Genomic DNA, 16,540 nt, shown 5'->3' with positions numbered 1-16,540 from the left:
TACGGATACTTTTTTTAATGAAAAATTATAAATGAGATTCTTCTATAGCCGAAATTGTTATGTCATCTTCATTTAAAGACTTTAAAAAATCTGCTGCGTCAAAAATTTCTCCAATAACGGTAACACCAGTTTTTGCTGTTTTATCGGATAGTATTCTGTTTACCGTTTCTACAACCAAAGGTGAAGTTACGGCATAAATATCTTGTCCTTGTGCCGTAATTTTTCTTTTGATATTATCTTTTACGGCGACAACTTCTAAAGAGAAATGCTGCGATGATCTATTCTTTTCATCAATGGCTTCCGGTTCTGGCGTATCTTTATTTCTAAGATCGTCTAAAGAATTTTGACTCAAATAAGTATTGATTGTATTTACATTTAAATGACGTGAAATGGTAATAATTTCAGAGAGAGGAAGACTTACAACTTGTTTAATTCCAATTGGGTTTTGGAAATTCCAGTCAATTGGAACACTTGGTTCCAGTTCTTGTAATTGATTGTTTTTTAATGTTAATCGAGTATAGTGATTTCTATCGCCTGTTAATCTGGTTCCTTTTGTAGGATACCAGGAATCCAGACCAATATAAATGTTTATTTCGTCAATTTTGCCCCAGTCGTGAGTTATTGCTGTGCTCAATAAATCGCCCAAACCACCATAGAATGCAACGGCAGGAATTATTAAAATCTTGCCTTTGGCTTTTTCAGCATAATTTTCAAATACATCTAAAACCGCTTTTTGCTCGGCACTTAAATCAATATAATGAATGCCTAATCTTAAAGCAGATTCAATAATAGGCTCTGCAGTATCTAAAAATGGACCTGCACAGTTTATAATAATTTCAGATCCAGAAAAAGCATTGTCTAAACTTGCTGGATCACTAATATCTGCGGCTTTTATTGTCGAATTTGGATATTGTTTTTTTAATTGCTGGAGCTTTTCTTCATCTCTTCCGGAAAGAATTAGTTGATATCCTTTTCGGGAAAGTTCAGCGACAATAAATTTTCCCGTGTGTCCGTAAGCGCCATAAATTGCAATGCTATTTTTCATGTTTCAGAGTTTTTAGTTTTTTATAGTACTTGATACGTTACACCAAATCTGAAGATTTTTGAGTAAGCTTCGTTTGTGCCGCCAACATACCCATCCAGATAATTTTTTAATCCGAAAGAATAGCCTAGATAAATACCAAATTTTTTATAATCTGTTGAGATTTGAATTCTTGGGCGCAAATCTGTACTTATTGTTTTTCTGTCTCTAGACGTAGTATATTTATTTCCATCTGTATCAGTTGCATCTCCTTTTTCTTTAGTACTTAGGATATTTGCAATATCAAGACCTGCCACTAAATCGATAGGAAATGTGTCTGCATTAAAACGATATCCGGCAAATGGGTTAACGTTGATGGTGTTAACATTCATGAAAGTTTCGCCAGAAACGGGAACAGCAATAGCTTCTTCATATTTAAATACAGATGTCAAGGAAGTTTTGCTTCGCAGATTTTCATAACCAGCTCCTATACCGTATATAAAATTAACTTTGGTTATTCTTTTTAGATTTAGTGAAACTCCGTATGAGAGTGCATTTTTTGATCCGTAAGGATTATTGGTATATCCATAACCTATAGTTTCAGAATCTAAAATAAAAGAAGATGATTCTGCGCTTTTTCCTCCAAAAGCAGAAAGACCAGAATCTAAGGAAACTCTTAATTCTGTTTTTTGAGCGTAAGAATTGGAAAAGAAAACAAAGACAATCGCCAGTAATACTACTTTTTTCATTAGAAGTTTTTGGTTAAAGTTAATGAAGCTAATGTAGGTAAAATAGTATTGTATTTTGAAGGGATGTTTTATTTTTATTTTAAATTTTCTTCAAGTTTTTGCTCTTATTTAGAAAATCCAATAAATTATTCCACGGCATAATTTGTAATTCTTGATTTTATTAAATTACATACATTTTTTACATTTTTGATATTGTATAAAACGATATCTTCTTCACTAAAATTAACACCAACTCTATAACTTATTAATGAACTTGATTCTGATAAGAAAGGTTCTTTTTCTCCAATAGTTATAAAGCCATTTCCACTTAAATTTTCAGTAAATTCAATTTGAGGGAAATTATCATAATAAAAAGAATTTTCAATTGAATTTTTATGATTTAAAATTAATAAGCGTTTGTTTGTGACTATATATTTCCATTTGAAAGCAACTAAATATCTTTTGCAATAATTTTTTATTACAATAAAAAGAAGATAAACGTATATTAATAAAATGAATGAAAAATAGGCAGTAAATCCTTTTGAGAATCCGTTTAAAAAGATATTTTTTGCCATCAAATAGGCAAGAAATGAAAAAAAAGCAAGCATTGGAATTCTAATAAAATCTTCCCTTCTTAAAGGTAGATATCTCTTTTTTGCTACTAAGAATTCAATTGATTCTTCAGAATTTAGAGTTGCTTGTATATAATTAGATACAAAATCATTTGTCATTATTTCGACTTTTTGTTTTCTGGTTTTAATAATGATAAAACTTATTCTTCTTTTTCGCTTTTAGCATTTAATCGTTTAACAATCCACGGAAGTGTAAGTCCCTGCCCAATAAGCGTAAAAAGTACGACCGCTACAGAAATAAAAATGATTGTATTTCTTTCGGGAAACGGAGTGCCGTCTTCAAGGAATTTTGGAAGTCCAATTGCAATGGCAAGAGATACAATGCCGCGCATTCCAGACCAGCCTAGAATAATACTATTATTAAAGTCTAAAAGCGCATCTTCACTGACTTTTCTTTTTCCGCCGCGATTCTTTTTAAAGGCTTTTTGAAGATTTATTTTCTGAAGAAATACTCTAACCATCCTAATTAACAAAGCTACAATTGTAATGATAAAAGCGTAACCAATATAAGGCAAAATCATATGGTTATCAATATCTTTTAATAGATACCTGAAATTAAGACCAATTAAAATAAAGATTAATCCGTTTAATAGAAAGATGATAATATCCCAAAGGCTTCGGGAACTGTTTTTTAAATTTTCGGGGAATATTTTTTTGCTGAAACGAGCAATTGCCAATCCGGAAACTACTACTGCAATTACGCCTGAAACATGAAATTGTTCTGCCACAAGGTATGCTACAAACGGCATCAATAGCATAAAACTAATCGTGACATTGGTGTTTTTATGTACTTTACTTAATATAAAAGCAAGAATTTTTGCAATCACCATTCCTACCAGAAAACCGCCTCCTAATAAAAAGATGAACTGCAGCGTTGCTTTCCAGATTACAAAAGCAGATCCCATTACGGCGGCAACGGCAAAACGATAGGCAACAAGTGCCGAAGCATCGTTTATTAAACTTTCGCCTTCTAGAATTGTAATGGTTTTATGAGATATTCCGAGTCCTTTGGTAATGCTTACAGCGGCAACGGCGTCGGTTGCAGAAAGTATGGCGCCAAGTACAAATGCCAGCGGCCAGGTTATATTCGGGATCATATAATGAGCGACAACGGCAATCCAAAAAGTAGTAAGAAAAACTAAAGTTATTGCTAATGTGCTTATAGTGTTGAGATTGGTTTTAAAATCCTTTGGAGAAATATTAAAAGAAGCATCATATAATAATGGCGGTAGAAATATCAAAAAGATAATTTCGGGATTGATCTGGATTTCAGTCATGGTTGGGATAAAACCAATGGCGATTCCAACAATTACAAGAAGAATAGGGTAGGGAAGTTTTGCTTTATCAGCAAAGGCAGATAAACCGATAACGATGGCAAGTATGAATATAATGATGCTGTAATTTTCCATTTTTTGGATTAATTTTATTCAGTTGTTTTTTGGGCAAAAGACTTTACCGTTTCGTTTTGATAATTTGTATTAAGTAAATTGTACAAATTTAGTGGCTATTGCATTTTTTTAGTAATCGTATCTATAAGTTGAATATTGACCTTTTTGAATAACCGTTCTATATTCTTTATCAAACTTGCTTTCAAGCTCTTGTTTGATTTTCTCTGACTTGTAGTTATAATGTTTCTTGTTTAAAAAACCAACTGTTCGAATTGTAGGATGTTCAAGAATTGGTTTAAGATTCCCGTCTAAAATGTTCGTATTTACAAAACGGAAGTCAATGAGATTTGGAAAATCACTTAAAAAGTTAAGGTTTTCAATCGGAGCACATACATTTAAACATAAGACTTTAAGCTTTTTTAGCTTCAAAAGCTCGTTAGTAAATTTGAACTTTTTAGATTGGTTAATATGTAAAAATTCCAAATTTTTATTAACTTGACTTAGCCCTTTGTCGTCCTGCAGTTTTGTACAGTAATGAAGTTCAAGTCTTTTGAGATTATTAAATTTTTCTATTCCTGTAAAATTTTTAACGTTTGCAGAATTTAGTTCAAGATATAAAAGTTTGTCGTTTTCAGATAGATTGTCAAATGAGTGTAGTTTTTCTTTTAGATGCCATATAATTGCATATTCAGAGTCGTCAAAATTCTTGTTTTCAGTATGAATAGAATTTTCCTTAAAGTCTTTACTAAAGATTTTGTTTTGCTCTAATTGTTCAAGCCATATAGTGTTAAATCGCCAATCCATTTTCTATCTTATGTTTTTTGTTCTGGTATTATAACTGCCAAAGTTCCGCTATTACCTCTAGTTTATTACTAAAAAAAGCTAATGTACTTAATTCAATATTTAATTAAAAATTATTCTGATTGGAGAAAGACAAAAAGTTCTTCTGAAAACTAATGCCCTAGCCCCGATAGAAGCGGCATCCTTTTGTGCCGGGGTTCGGCATAAAAGATATAGCGGATAGCGGGAATAAGCTCCTTAATTATGACATATTTATAGGCTTATGCCATGGTTGTCAGTCTTGAAAAATGTCATGTTGTCAGATGATTATTGTCGTGCCAATATTAAAACTGACAATTTACTTTGGTTTTTTATCTTGGCACAAAGATTGACTTATGCCACCTGAGTTATAAAAAATAAATCAAAATTAAATATATAAAAAATGGGTAAAATAATCGGAATTGACTTAGGTACGACGAACTCTTGTGTTTCTGTAATGGAAGGTAACGAAGCAGTTGTTATCCCTAACGCAGAAGGAAAAAGAACTACACCATCTATCATCGCTTTTGTTGAAGGTGGAGAGATTAAAGTAGGTGATCCTGCAAAAAGACAAGCAGTAACGAATCCTACAAAAACGATTGCTTCTATTAAACGTTTTATGGGACACACTTTTGCTGAAACTCAAGAAGAGGCAAAAAGAGTTCCTTACAGTGTTGTAAAAGGTGACAACAATACGCCACGTGTGGATATTGACGGTCGTTTATACACTGCTCAAGAATTGTCTGCAATGACACTTCAAAAAATGAAAAAAACTGCTGAAGACTATTTAGGTCAAACTGTAACTGAAGCGGTTATTACTGTTCCTGCTTACTTTAACGATGCACAACGTCAAGCTACTAAAGAAGCTGGTGAAATTGCTGGTCTTAAAGTTATGCGTATCATCAACGAGCCAACTGCTGCTGCACTTGCTTACGGATTAGATAAAAAAGGAACTGATCAAAAAATTGCTGTTTACGATTTAGGTGGAGGTACTTTTGATATCTCTGTTCTTGAATTAGGAGACGGTGTATTTGAAGTATTATCTACAAATGGTGATACTCACTTAGGTGGTGATGATTTTGACCAGGTTATTATTGACTGGTTAGCTGACGAATTCAAATCTGAAGAAGGTATTGATTTACGTTTAGATCCAATGTCATTACAACGTTTAAAAGAAGCTGCTGAGAAAGCTAAGATTGAATTATCATCTTCTGCTGAAACAGAAATCAACTTACCATACGTAACTGCTACTGCTTCTGGACCAAAACACTTAGTGAAAAAATTATCTAGAGCTAAATTTGAGCAATTATCTGATACTTTAGTAAAACGTTCTATGGAGCCAGTTGCTAAAGCATTAAAAGATGCAGGTTTATCTACATCTGATATCGACGAAGTAATCCTTGTTGGAGGTTCTACTCGTATGCCAAGAATCGCTGACGAAGTTGAAAAATTCTTCGGTAAAAAAGCTTCTAAAGGTGTTAACCCTGATGAGGTTGTTGCTATTGGAGCTGCTATTCAAGGTGGAGTTTTATCTGGAGATGTAAAAGATGTATTGTTACTTGACGTAACACCTCTTTCTTTAGGTATCGAAACTATGGGTGGTGTATTGACTAAATTAATCGAGTCTAACACAACTATCCCAACTAAAAAATCTCAAGTATTCTCTACTGCTGCTGATTCTCAACCATCTGTTGAAATCCACGTATTACAAGGAGAAAGAGCTATGGCAGTTGATAACAAAACTATCGGTCGTTTCCACTTAGATGGTATCCCGCCAGCACCAAGAGGAGTTCCTCAAATCGAAGTAACTTTCGATATCGATGCTAATGGTATCATCAAAGTTTCTGCAACTGATAAAGGAACTGGAAAATCTCACGATATCCGTATCGAAGCTTCTTCTGGATTAACAGCTGAAGAAATCGAAAAAATGAAAAAAGATGCTGAAGCTAACGCTGATGCTGACAGAATTGCAAAAGAAAGAGCTGAGAAATTGAACGAAGCTGATAGTACTATTTTCCAAACTGAAAGTCAATTGAAAGAATTGGGAGATAAATTAACAGACGATCAAAAAACAGCTATCGAATTTGCTTTAACTGAATTAAGATTTGCTCACCAATCTCAAGATCTTGAGGCAATCCAAAAAGGATTAGACAATGTAAATGCAGCTTGGAAAACAGCTACAGAAGCAATGTACGCTCAAGGTGGTGAAGGGCAGCAGGCTGCTCCACAACAAGAGCAATCTGGAGACAATGTTGAAGACGTTGAATTCGAAGAAGTAAAATAATTTACTACGTAAAGGCGCACTGCGGTGCGTTTCTACAATTGAATATAAAAACCGAGTCAGAAATGACTCGGTTTTTTTGTTTGTATTTTTAAATTGTTGTGTTTCAGTATTAAAGGAATTAAGAGTGATTTAATTAAAAAAAACTTCGCAAAATGAGGTTTCCCTCAATTTAATTATCTCGTTTTAGCTTAGTTTTGGGAAAAATAACCTAAAACAAAAAATACCATGAAAAAAATCTTAAGCCTCGGGTTTATCTTCCTGACTATTCTATTTACCGGATGCAGCAGTGACAACGATGATAATGCTGTTGATAATGAAAACTCAGTTTCTGCTGTTATAAATGGAGAAGACTGGAAACCTACAAAAATTAATAGTGTTACTTTAATTAAAATTCCTGGAGCGGGGCAGCGTTTTGATATAAATATTCAGGACAATTCTAAAATGCTTATGCTTGCGTGTGAAAGCGCTATTACTACTGAAGATGCAATGCCATTAAAAGAATATAATTTTTACGAAGAAATGGACGAAGAAGATAAACAATTACAGGTTAGTGATGCGTTATTCATAAATTCTTATTTAATTGACGGAAATACCTATACAGAACACATTCCTGTTTCTGGAAAAATAACAATTACCGCTATGGATCCTAATAAAAAGACGGTTTCTGGAACATTTAGTTTTAAAGCTGTAAAAGGGGATGCATTACAAACTAAAATAGTAACTCCAGAAGTTTTTGAAGTAAAAAATGGAGTATTTACTAATTTATCATATACTGTTTACAAACAATAAATTGCATTGAAAATTATATCAAACCGAGTTAGAAATGACTCGGTTTTTTTTATGGATTTGCTTTTTGGAATTAAACCCGACCGGTTTTGGAAACCTGTTGAATTTGCAAAATTCTTTTTCTTCTTTAAATTTATAAGAAATATATTTGTAATTAGAACAAGAGAATTATTGATTTATTTCACGCTGTTTTAAATAGAAAGTAATCATTTGTCAAAGTAATAAAAAGATATGCAAGTCACTAAAATCAACATAACAGATAAAGCAAAAAGGAAGATAAAAAAAATTGCTATAAACAATAATCTTGATTATGATTTAGTTTATTCTATCTTTTGCTTTAATTGGAACTACGATGGAGCTGAAGGAAAATGGGTTAACGATATTGATCAAAATGAAGACAGCCAAAACCGTTACAAATTTATTTTTGATAGTTTAAAATTACCTCAGGAAAACCTAACTAAAAACCAAGTCGTAGATGAGATTTATAATCATATAAAAAAAGCTAAAAAAGAGGAGTTATATGAAAAATTTATTTCTGGTGCAGTACAAGGGAATTACTGCTTAATTTCTGAATATTCATCATTTCATTATTTAACAAATCTAACCAAAGAAAAGTTAAGTACTTTGGAATGGAAATCAGAAAAGATGACAAACGAAGAAGTAGTTGAGCAGCTGTTTCTTAAAATCTTTCGAGGCGGTTCGGTTGATAGATATAGTCTTGAATATTTATATGCTGATTTGGTGATAGATTTACCTTATGAAAATCAAATGATAAAAAATGAGGACTGGGTGGAAAATTTTGTTAAGAGAGTTGATGAAAATGGAGAAGAAATAAATCTTACTGGCTTAGTAAATATATTAAAAGGATTTTGTAAAGGAAATAAAAATTATTTCCAAACCGTTCTTGAAGCTTTGTCCTATTCTAGCATATTAAAAGTTGAAAATCATCCTGTAAATCATATTTTTCTACCCGATTTTAGAAATAAATTATCTCCTCATTTTTATTCTAATGAATGGACCTATCCTTTAAGATTTTGGAATGAATCAAAAAAATAGATATTAATCGTTATTTACAATTCAATACGAAAACCGATTCAGAAATGGCTCGGTTTTTTCCTCAATTGTTATGAAGGCAGACGCACTGCAGTGCGTCTGCCTTTAAGATTTTCATAAAGTGACAATTGTCATTTCCCATTCAGATTCTTTTTCGTAATATTACTATTGTAAATTTTTTTGAATGAGAAAGATTAAATACAAAAAGGGAAGAAAACTCCAACACATAACTTTAGAATATACAGGCTCGCATAAAGAACAGGAAGCCGAAATGCAGCTTTTTGTATATGATGATGCCGATGTTGTTGAGTATGATAAATTTACAGTCTTAGCTTTAAATTCCTGTTTTGATTATTCTAAAAATAACTGGCTGAATATTCACGGTTTAAATGATATTAGTTTGCTTAAAACGATTGGTACGCATTTTAAATTAGATGATTTTTTACTTGCCGATATTTTAAATACAACCAAAAGAACGAAGTTAGAAGAACAGCAAAATGTTTTATTTTTCAATATAAAATCGCTTTTGCCTTCTGAATATTCAGATAATATTAGCGTAGAACAAATTAGTTTTATTTTAAAAGAGGGGATTTTAATCTCGTTTCAGGAAAAACGAAGCGATTTCTTTACACATATTCGCGAACGCCTTCGCACACATGCGGGAATTGTACGAACTAAAAAAGTAGATTATCTTTTGTACTTACTTTTAGATGCCGTAATGGAAAACTTCTACATTACAATTGAAGATGAGGAAGATAAGATCGAAGAATTAATCAATTTAACTAAAAAAGGCGCTGATCCTGTTATTCTGGAGAAAATTGAGAATCACAGGGATAATTTTAATTTTTTAAAACGATCAATTGTTCCGCTTCGGGATTCTTTGTATTACCTAAAAACGATTAAAGATGACGATGAAAATAACGGCCTGATTCAGAAAGAAACATTTAATTTCTTTATCAGACTTCATCAAAAGAGTTTAGAACTTTTAGAGCAGATAGAATCAGATATGAGCGCATTGGAAAGTGCCTCTAATTTTTATTTTTCGGAACAAAGCCGAAAAATGAATGAAATCATGAAAACTTTGACTATAATTTCAGCCATATTTATTCCGCTGACTTTTATTGTTGGAGTGTATGGAATGAACTTCGAAAACATGCCGGAACTCAAAACAGAAAACGGCTATTTTGTAGTAATGGGCATTATGTTTTTGTTAGTGTTGGGATTAATCATTTATTTCAAGAAAAGACGTTGGTTTTAATGTGTATTTCAATTTAGAAAAAAATGATTTTATATAGATTTAGTATTTAGAATAATATAAATAATTATGAGTAAAGCGGTATATATAGCCACAAGCGACCAAAACAGCGGAAAGTCGATAATTACACTCGGCTTAATGAGTATTTTGATTGGTAAAACGGCTAAAGTGGGTTATTTCAGGCCTATAATCGAAGATTTTGTTGATGGTGAAGTAGATAATCATATTGAAACAGTTTTGTCTTATTTCAACCTTGATATTCAGTTTGAAGATGCGTATGCCATTACAAAAAGTAAACTGATTAAAAAGAAAAACAAAGGAAAAATAGGAGAGGTTTTAGACTTAATTATTGAAAAATATAAGAAGCTTGAAGAGCGATTTGATTTTGTTTTAGTTGAAGGAACAAGTTTTACCGGAGAAGGAACTTCTATCGAATTAGGTTTGAATGTTTTAATTGCAAAAAACCTTGGAATTCCAACTATAATTATTGGTTCAGGAATTGGAAAAACGTTAGAAGAATTAGTTGATAGTTTGTATTTAGTTTACGATTCATTTAAAGTAAAAGAGGTTGAAGTTTTATCAGTTTTTGCCAATAAAGTGCAGCCCGAAAATATTGAATTAGTTACCAAAGGTCTTCAAAAAAGCCTTCCTCCAAATGTTTTAGTAAATACAATTCCGCTGGTTTCAAGTTTAAATAACCCTACAATGCAGGAAATTGTAAATGAGCTTAATGCGAAAGTTTTGTTTGGAGAAAATTACCTTAATAATGAAATTGGTCACTTTAGCGTGGGAGCGATGCAATTGCACAATTATTTAGTTCACTTACATAATAATGCACTTGTAATTACACCGGGGGATCGATCTGATATTATTTTGGGTGCTTTACAAGCAAATGAATCAGCAAATTACCCGACCATTTCAGGGATTATCCTAACAGGAAATATAGTTCCGGAGGAAAGTATTTTAAAGCTGATAGAAGGACTTTCGGCCATTGTTCCAATTATTGCTGTTGATGGAGGTACTTATCATATTACAAACAAAATTGGATCTATTAAATCTGAAATTTACGCTAATAATACGCATAAGATTGAAACCTCAATAACAACATTCGAGAAATACGTTGATAATGACGCTTTATCTGAAAGACTAATCACTTTTGAAGCAGAAGGCATGACGCCAAAAATGTTTCAATACAACATGGTTAAAAGAGCCAGACAGCACCGCAAACACATCGTCCTGCCAGAAGGAAATGATGACAGGATTATTATAGCTGCTTCAAGGCTTTTAGCGATGGATGTAGTTGATATTTCAATTATTGGGGACAAAAAACAAATTGAAAACAAAGTTACTGAACTGGGAATTTCACTAGATTTTTCGAAAGTAAAAATCATTAATCCAACAGAATCGGAACTTTACGAAGATTACGCCAATACGTATTACGAACTTAGAAAAGCTAAAAACGTAAGTATTACAATGGCAAGGGATTTAATGGAAGATGTTTCTTATTTCGGAACTATGATGGTGTACAAAGGCCATGCAGACGGAATGGTTTCGGGCGCAGCACATACAACGCAGCATACTATTTTACCAGCGCTTCAGTTCATCAAAACAAAACCCAATTCATCTGTAGTTTCGTCCGTATTTTTTATGTGTTTAGAAGACAGAGTTTCTGTTTTTGGGGATTGTGCCATTAATCCAAATCCTACGGCAGAGCAATTGGCAGAAATTGCCATTTCATCAGCAGAATCAAGTTCAGCTTTCGGAATTGAGCCAAAAATCGCCATGCTTTCTTATTCTTCCGGAGCTTCAGGAAAAGGAGATGAAGTGGACAAAGTGAGAACCGCAACCGAAATCGTAAAACAAAAACGTCCTGATTTAAAAATTGAAGGGCCAATTCAATACGATGCGGCAGTAGATCGTGCAGTTGGAAAAAGCAAAATGCCCGATTCTGAAGTAGCAGGACAGGCCAGTGTACTTATTTTTCCTGATTTAAATACCGGAAATAACACCTATAAAGCCGTACAAAGAGAAACAGGAGCATTGGCAATTGGTCCAATGTTACAAGGTTTAAACAAACCTGTAAACGATTTAAGCCGAGGTTGTACAGTCGATGATATTATCAATACGGTTGTAATTACGGCAATACAAGCGCAGGGATTATAATCAATTAAAAATTAAAAAATAGAACGCAGATCAGACTGATTCGCTACCGCGAAAACGCAGATTTACACGGGTTTTATTTTTGATAGAATAAAAAATCCGTTTTAATCCGCGTCTTTACGAAGTAAATCCGCGTCATCTGCGTGCCAATCTCGACAAAAAAATGTCTTCGAGATTAAAATAAATTTAGTGACTTAGCGCCTTTGTGGCAAAAATATAAAAAATGAAAATACTAATTATAAACTCGGGAAGTTCATCAATAAAATACCAATTAATGGTTATGCCGGAAAACGAAGTAATTTGTACCGGAATGATCGATAGAATTGGTTTAGAAACATCAAATATTACGTTTAAAACAGCTTCAAATTCGTATGAAGAAATACTACCTATTCAAACACACAAAATTGGTTTGCAAAAGGTTGCAGATATGCTGTTAGATGCTGAAAAAGGAGTTATAAAAACAACTTCAGAAATTACGGCAGTTGGACACAGAGTGGTGCATGGCGGAAGTTATTTCTCCAATACAACCGTAATTACCGAAGAAGTTAAAGAAAAAATAAAAGAACTTTCAGAGCTGGCTCCGCTTCATAATCCTGCGCATTTAGTAGGTATAAATGTTGCCGAAGAAATTTTTTCAGGAGCAAAACAGGTAGCCGTTTTTGATACCGCTTTCCATCAGACAATTCCGGTTGAGGCTTATAAGTATGCTATTCCAAATTTCCTTTTAACAGAACATAAAGTTCGTGTTTACGGTTTTCATGGAACAAGCCATAAATATGTTTCAGAAAAAGCTATTGGTTATTTAGAAAAAGGTTCGAGAATAATTACGATCCATTTAGGAAACGGCTGCAGTATGACCGCTGTAAAAGATGGAAAAAGTATCGATACAACAATGGGGTTTTCTCCGGCAAATGGTTTGGTTATGGGAACCCGCGCGGGTGACATAGATCAATCTGTCATTTTTTATATGGTTAAAAATTTAGGTTATACACCAGATGAAGTAAATTCTATTTTGCTGAAACAAAGTGGAATGCTTGGCTTAACTGGTTATAGCGACCTTCGTGATATCGAATCGAAAGCCGAAGAAGGAAATAAAGATTGCCAATTAGCTTTATTAATGAACGCATACAGAATCAGGAAAACAATTGGTTCATATACAGCAGCTTTAAACGGATTAGACGCTATCATTTTTACTGCAGGAATCGGTGAGAATTCTTCGTACATGCGTAAATTGATTTGTACCGATATGGATTATTTTGGAATTGAAATTGATCAGGAAAAAAATAAAATTCGTTCAAAAGAAATTAGAGAAATCAGTACGGCAAATTCAAAAACTAAAGTTCTGGTTGTACCAACAGATGAAGAATATGAAATAGCAAATCAGGTTTATCTATTATTAGAAAATTAAAAAGATAAATTCTGTTATAAAGTAAGCCTCTCAATCGAGAGGCTTTTTTGCGTCAAAAAATGAATATTTGTCAGTATCTTTGAATTTAAAACCGAATATCTTGAAATCGATACTTTTAAAATCAATTTTCTTGTTTTTCGCTGCTTTTCAAATTCAAGCACAAGAACTTCTTCCTTTCGTAGAAAATTATAATAAATCAGACTATCAGGGCGACAATCAAATCTGGAATGTTGCTCAGGGTAAAGACAAAGCCATGTATTTTGCCAATAACCATTATTTATTGCGTTATGACGGCGTTATTTGGGAAAAATATGCTCTGCCAAACAAAACTATTATTCGCTCTATTTTAATCGAAGGAGACCGAATTTATTCCGGTTCATATAAAGAATTTGGCTATTGGTACAGAGAAAATGGTAAAATGCGTTACGTTTCTATTACCAAAAATCTTCGCTTATTTGCTGAAAAAGACAATGAAGAAATCTGGAAAATTTTCAGGTTTAATGGTTCGTTGTATTTTCAGTCTTTTAATGATGTTTTTATTTACGATGGAAAACACATTAAAAAAATTAAATTTCCTTTTTTAATTTCTTACTGTTTCGTTGTTGATAAAGATCTGTATGTTGCTTCTGTAGATAAAGGTCTTTTTAAAATGAAAGGTTCCAAAATTGCAAATCCGAAAGGCTGGGACGTTTTAAAAAATACGGTTGTTCACGCTATAGAAAAGGATAAAAACAAGACCTATATTTTTACACAAAAAAAAGGAATTTTCATTGTTGAAAACGGAGGTTTAAAACCCTGGAATAATCCATTGAATGAAACTTTAAAATCTAACGGAATTAATGTAGCCAAGTTTATTAAAAACAATAAACTAGTTATCGGCACAGGAAACAAAGGCGTTTTTATATACGATTTCAGCAACAATACTTTTAAAAATATCGACCGAAATAATGTTCTAATGAATAATTCGGTTTTAAGTATTGGTTTTGATAAAGAAGAAGATTTATGGCTGGGTCTGGATAACGGACTTGCACATGTTGAGGTTAATTCTCCTATTTCATTCTTTTACGATAATTCTGGAATTTTGGGATCAGTATATTCAGTAGCAACTATTGATAAGGGATATTTAATTGCTTCAAATCATGGAATTTTTGAATTTGATTCGGGTAATTTTAAAATGCTTCCTAACACGCAAGGACAGGGCTGGAATATTACCAAAATTGGCAGTAAATATGTTATAGGTCATAATGACGGAACTTTTTGTTATGAAAACGGAGCTTTAGCAAAAATAAATAATGTGAGCGGAGGCTGGAACTTATCAAAAAGTACTATTAACGATACTTACTTTCAGTCTACTTACAGCGGCGTTTTAGTTTATGATGATGCGTCAAAACTATCGCAGAATATAAGAATAAATGATCTTTCGAAACCCATTAAATATGTAGCCCAAAATAAAAAAAATGAAATTTGGGCAGCTGATAATTACCGCGGATTATACCGAGTTTTTTTGGATGATAATTTCAAAACTGTAAAGGTTGAAAATATCACACAGCAAAGTAAAATCAAAAACGATTTTGGTGTTAAGATTTTTGAATTTAGAAACGAAATACTTTTTCTGATTAATAACGTTTGGTACACGTTTAATTCTATTTCGAATAAATTAGAAGAAAATGAATTATTCAATACCAATTTCAAAAATATTTCTGACGTTGTAGCAATCGATAAGGATCATTTTATGGTTCTTCAGGACGGAATTTTATATCATATCTATTCGCACGATAATAAGTTTATTTGGAATATTATTCAGGAGAAATATTATAAAGGAAAACTCATCAACGAAAATCTGAGAATTTTCAGAAGTCAGAACCATTATTTACTCAATCTTGATGATGGTTTTATTTCACTTCAGTTAGAATATCAAAATGAACAAAACAAAGGTGTTAAAGTTGAAGCTTACAATGATAATGAACTGCTGGAGAACGATGGGAAAATAAAACACAATACCGAACTTCGAATAAATGTTATTTCCGGAATATATGGTGCAAGCAAACCAAATTTATTTTATCAGATAAATAAAGGCAAAAATTATATCCCAATTTCAAATGGAGCTATAGTTTTAAATAATTTAAGCAGCGGTTCACATTCCATTGTAATTTTTAAACACGACGGGGCTAATTATGATAAAGTTTCCAGTTTTGATTTTAAAGTTGCGCAGCCGTGGTATTTCTCTTTTTGGATGATTCTACTTTATCTATTATTGATAGGAGCAGTATTGTTTTTCTATTATAAATGGAATAAACTTCGTTATACTCAAAAATTAAAATTACAGGCCGAAGAATTAAAACACCAGCGTGAAATTCTGGAAATGGAATTAAAAAAGGAAAACGAATTAAATATTCAGGAATACGAAAAACATATTTTAGAACTGGAACTGCAGACAAAATCTTCTGAGGTTGCCGGAAAATCATTGTCTATTGCTAAACAAAGCGAAATGATTGAAAATATCCAAAGCATTTTAGATTCAGAAAAAGATTTCAATAAACTTAAAAGCGAAATCAAAAAAGCAATCAAGATAAATGAAGTAAATAAACATGAATGGGAAATATTTGAGACCAATTTAAATCAAATTCATAACGAGTTTATTATAAATCTTTCTAAAAAATATCCACACTTAACTCCAAAGGATATAAAACTGTGTGTTTATCTTAAAATGAACCTTTCTTCAAAGGAAATTGCACCTATGATGAACATCTCTTTTAGAGGTGTAGAACTGCACAGATATCGTCTAAGAAAGAAATTAAATCTGACTCAAGACGAAAACCTGTCAAAGTTTTTATTAACTCTGTAAGAATTGAGTTTGTTTTTTAAAGAATTTATATTTTTCTACATCAAAATTTACATAATTCCAATACATCATTACTACATCATAAGGTTATGTTAACGAAATTAATTTAACATTTATGATGTTGATAATCATTAGGATACGCTTGTATTTTAACACAATGATGT

The 16,540-nt window shown here is 32.3% G+C and carries 12 protein-coding genes; 7 read left to right on the top strand and 5 right to left on the bottom strand.

Annotated features, from left to right (window positions below; translation table 11 throughout):
- Window positions 1–25 precede the first annotated feature (25 nt).
- From J2Y38_RS07590 to J2Y38_RS07570, 5 genes are all read right to left on the bottom strand, one after another.
- A complete protein-coding gene (locus tag J2Y38_RS07590; RefSeq protein WP_309841002.1) occupies window positions 26–1,045 on the bottom strand; it encodes a saccharopine dehydrogenase NADP-binding domain-containing protein in 1,020 nt (339 codons plus the stop codon).
- 20 nt (window positions 1,046–1,065) lie between these two features.
- Window positions 1,066–1,770: a hypothetical protein gene (locus J2Y38_RS07585; protein ID WP_309841001.1), complete on the bottom strand. Its 705-nt coding sequence runs from the start codon at window positions 1,768–1,770 to the stop codon at window positions 1,066–1,068.
- Window positions 1,771–1,895: 125 nt separating this feature from the next.
- On the bottom strand, window positions 1,896–2,480 hold the full coding sequence (locus J2Y38_RS07580; RefSeq protein WP_309841000.1) for a hypothetical protein: 585 nt from the start codon (window positions 2,478–2,480) through the stop codon (window positions 1,896–1,898).
- 41 nt (window positions 2,481–2,521) lie between these two features.
- Window positions 2,522–3,790: a Na+/H+ antiporter gene (locus J2Y38_RS07575; protein ID WP_309840999.1), complete on the bottom strand. Its 1,269-nt coding sequence runs from the start codon at window positions 3,788–3,790 to the stop codon at window positions 2,522–2,524.
- Window positions 3,791–3,898: 108 nt separating this feature from the next.
- Window positions 3,899–4,573 carry a hypothetical protein gene (locus J2Y38_RS07570; protein WP_309840998.1) on the bottom strand — a complete coding sequence of 225 codons (675 nt, stop codon included), beginning with the start codon at window positions 4,571–4,573 and terminating at the stop codon, window positions 3,899–3,901.
- Window positions 4,574–4,991: 418 nt separating this feature from the next.
- On the opposite strand from J2Y38_RS07570, the gene dnaK reads away from it, so the two are divergent.
- From dnaK to J2Y38_RS07535, 7 genes are all read left to right on the top strand, one after another.
- Window positions 4,992–6,872: a molecular chaperone DnaK gene (dnaK, locus tag J2Y38_RS07565; protein ID WP_056206005.1), complete on the top strand. Its 1,881-nt coding sequence runs from the start codon at window positions 4,992–4,994 to the stop codon at window positions 6,870–6,872.
- Window positions 6,873–7,097: 225 nt separating this feature from the next.
- Window positions 7,098–7,661 (top strand): DUF6252 family protein, encoded by a 564-nt coding sequence (locus tag J2Y38_RS07560; RefSeq protein WP_309840997.1) that lies wholly within the window; start codon window positions 7,098–7,100, stop codon window positions 7,659–7,661.
- Window positions 7,662–7,889: 228 nt separating this feature from the next.
- Window positions 7,890–8,714 (top strand): hypothetical protein, encoded by an 825-nt coding sequence (locus J2Y38_RS07555; protein ID WP_309840996.1) that lies wholly within the window; start codon window positions 7,890–7,892, stop codon window positions 8,712–8,714.
- Between the two features lie 181 nt (window positions 8,715–8,895).
- On the top strand, window positions 8,896–9,969 hold the full coding sequence (gene corA, locus J2Y38_RS07550; protein ID WP_309840995.1) for a magnesium/cobalt transporter CorA: 1,074 nt from the start codon (window positions 8,896–8,898) through the stop codon (window positions 9,967–9,969).
- A gap of 66 nt (window positions 9,970–10,035) precedes the next feature.
- Entirely contained in the window at window positions 10,036–12,129 is a 2,094-nt protein-coding gene (gene pta, locus J2Y38_RS07545) for a phosphate acetyltransferase (protein ID WP_309840993.1), read from the top strand.
- A gap of 220 nt (window positions 12,130–12,349) precedes the next feature.
- Complete coding sequence (locus J2Y38_RS07540) at window positions 12,350–13,534, top strand: acetate kinase (protein ID WP_309840992.1); 1,185 nt, start codon at window positions 12,350–12,352, stop codon at window positions 13,532–13,534.
- 100 nt (window positions 13,535–13,634) lie between these two features.
- Window positions 13,635–16,379, top strand: a complete 2,745-nt coding sequence (locus J2Y38_RS07535; RefSeq protein WP_309840991.1) for a LuxR C-terminal-related transcriptional regulator — start codon at window positions 13,635–13,637, stop codon at window positions 16,377–16,379.
- The last annotated feature ends 161 nt before the right edge of the window (window positions 16,380–16,540 follow it).

This window comes from Flavobacterium sp. 2755 (assembly GCF_031455715.1).
GTDB lineage: Bacteria > Bacteroidota > Bacteroidia > Flavobacteriales > Flavobacteriaceae > Flavobacterium.
This window is presented reverse-complemented; position numbering and strand designations above follow the sequence as displayed.

What these genes read in the sequence shown, in the direction of transcription:
- J2Y38_RS07575 (WP_309840999.1), bottom strand. Translation starts at nt 3,790, where the DNA reads ATGGAAAATTACAGCATCATTATATTCATACTTGCCATCGTTATCGGT.
- J2Y38_RS07590 (WP_309841002.1), bottom strand. Translation starts at nt 1,045, where the DNA reads ATGAAAAATAGCATTGCAATTTATGGCGCTTACGGACACACGGGAAAA.
- corA (WP_309840995.1), top strand. Translation starts at nt 8,896, where the DNA reads ATGAGAAAGATTAAATACAAAAAGGGAAGAAAACTCCAACACATAACT.
- J2Y38_RS07580 (WP_309841000.1), bottom strand. Translation starts at nt 2,480, where the DNA reads ATGACAAATGATTTTGTATCTAATTATATACAAGCAACTCTAAATTCT.
- dnaK (WP_056206005.1), top strand. Translation starts at nt 4,992, where the DNA reads ATGGGTAAAATAATCGGAATTGACTTAGGTACGACGAACTCTTGTGTT.
- J2Y38_RS07540 (WP_309840992.1), top strand. Translation starts at nt 12,350, where the DNA reads ATGAAAATACTAATTATAAACTCGGGAAGTTCATCAATAAAATACCAA.
- J2Y38_RS07570 (WP_309840998.1), bottom strand. Translation starts at nt 4,573, where the DNA reads ATGGATTGGCGATTTAACACTATATGGCTTGAACAATTAGAGCAAAAC.
- J2Y38_RS07555 (WP_309840996.1), top strand. Translation starts at nt 7,890, where the DNA reads ATGCAAGTCACTAAAATCAACATAACAGATAAAGCAAAAAGGAAGATA.
- J2Y38_RS07560 (WP_309840997.1), top strand. Translation starts at nt 7,098, where the DNA reads ATGAAAAAAATCTTAAGCCTCGGGTTTATCTTCCTGACTATTCTATTT.
- J2Y38_RS07585 (WP_309841001.1), bottom strand. Translation starts at nt 1,770, where the DNA reads ATGAAAAAAGTAGTATTACTGGCGATTGTCTTTGTTTTCTTTTCCAAT.
- pta (WP_309840993.1), top strand. Translation starts at nt 10,036, where the DNA reads ATGAGTAAAGCGGTATATATAGCCACAAGCGACCAAAACAGCGGAAAG.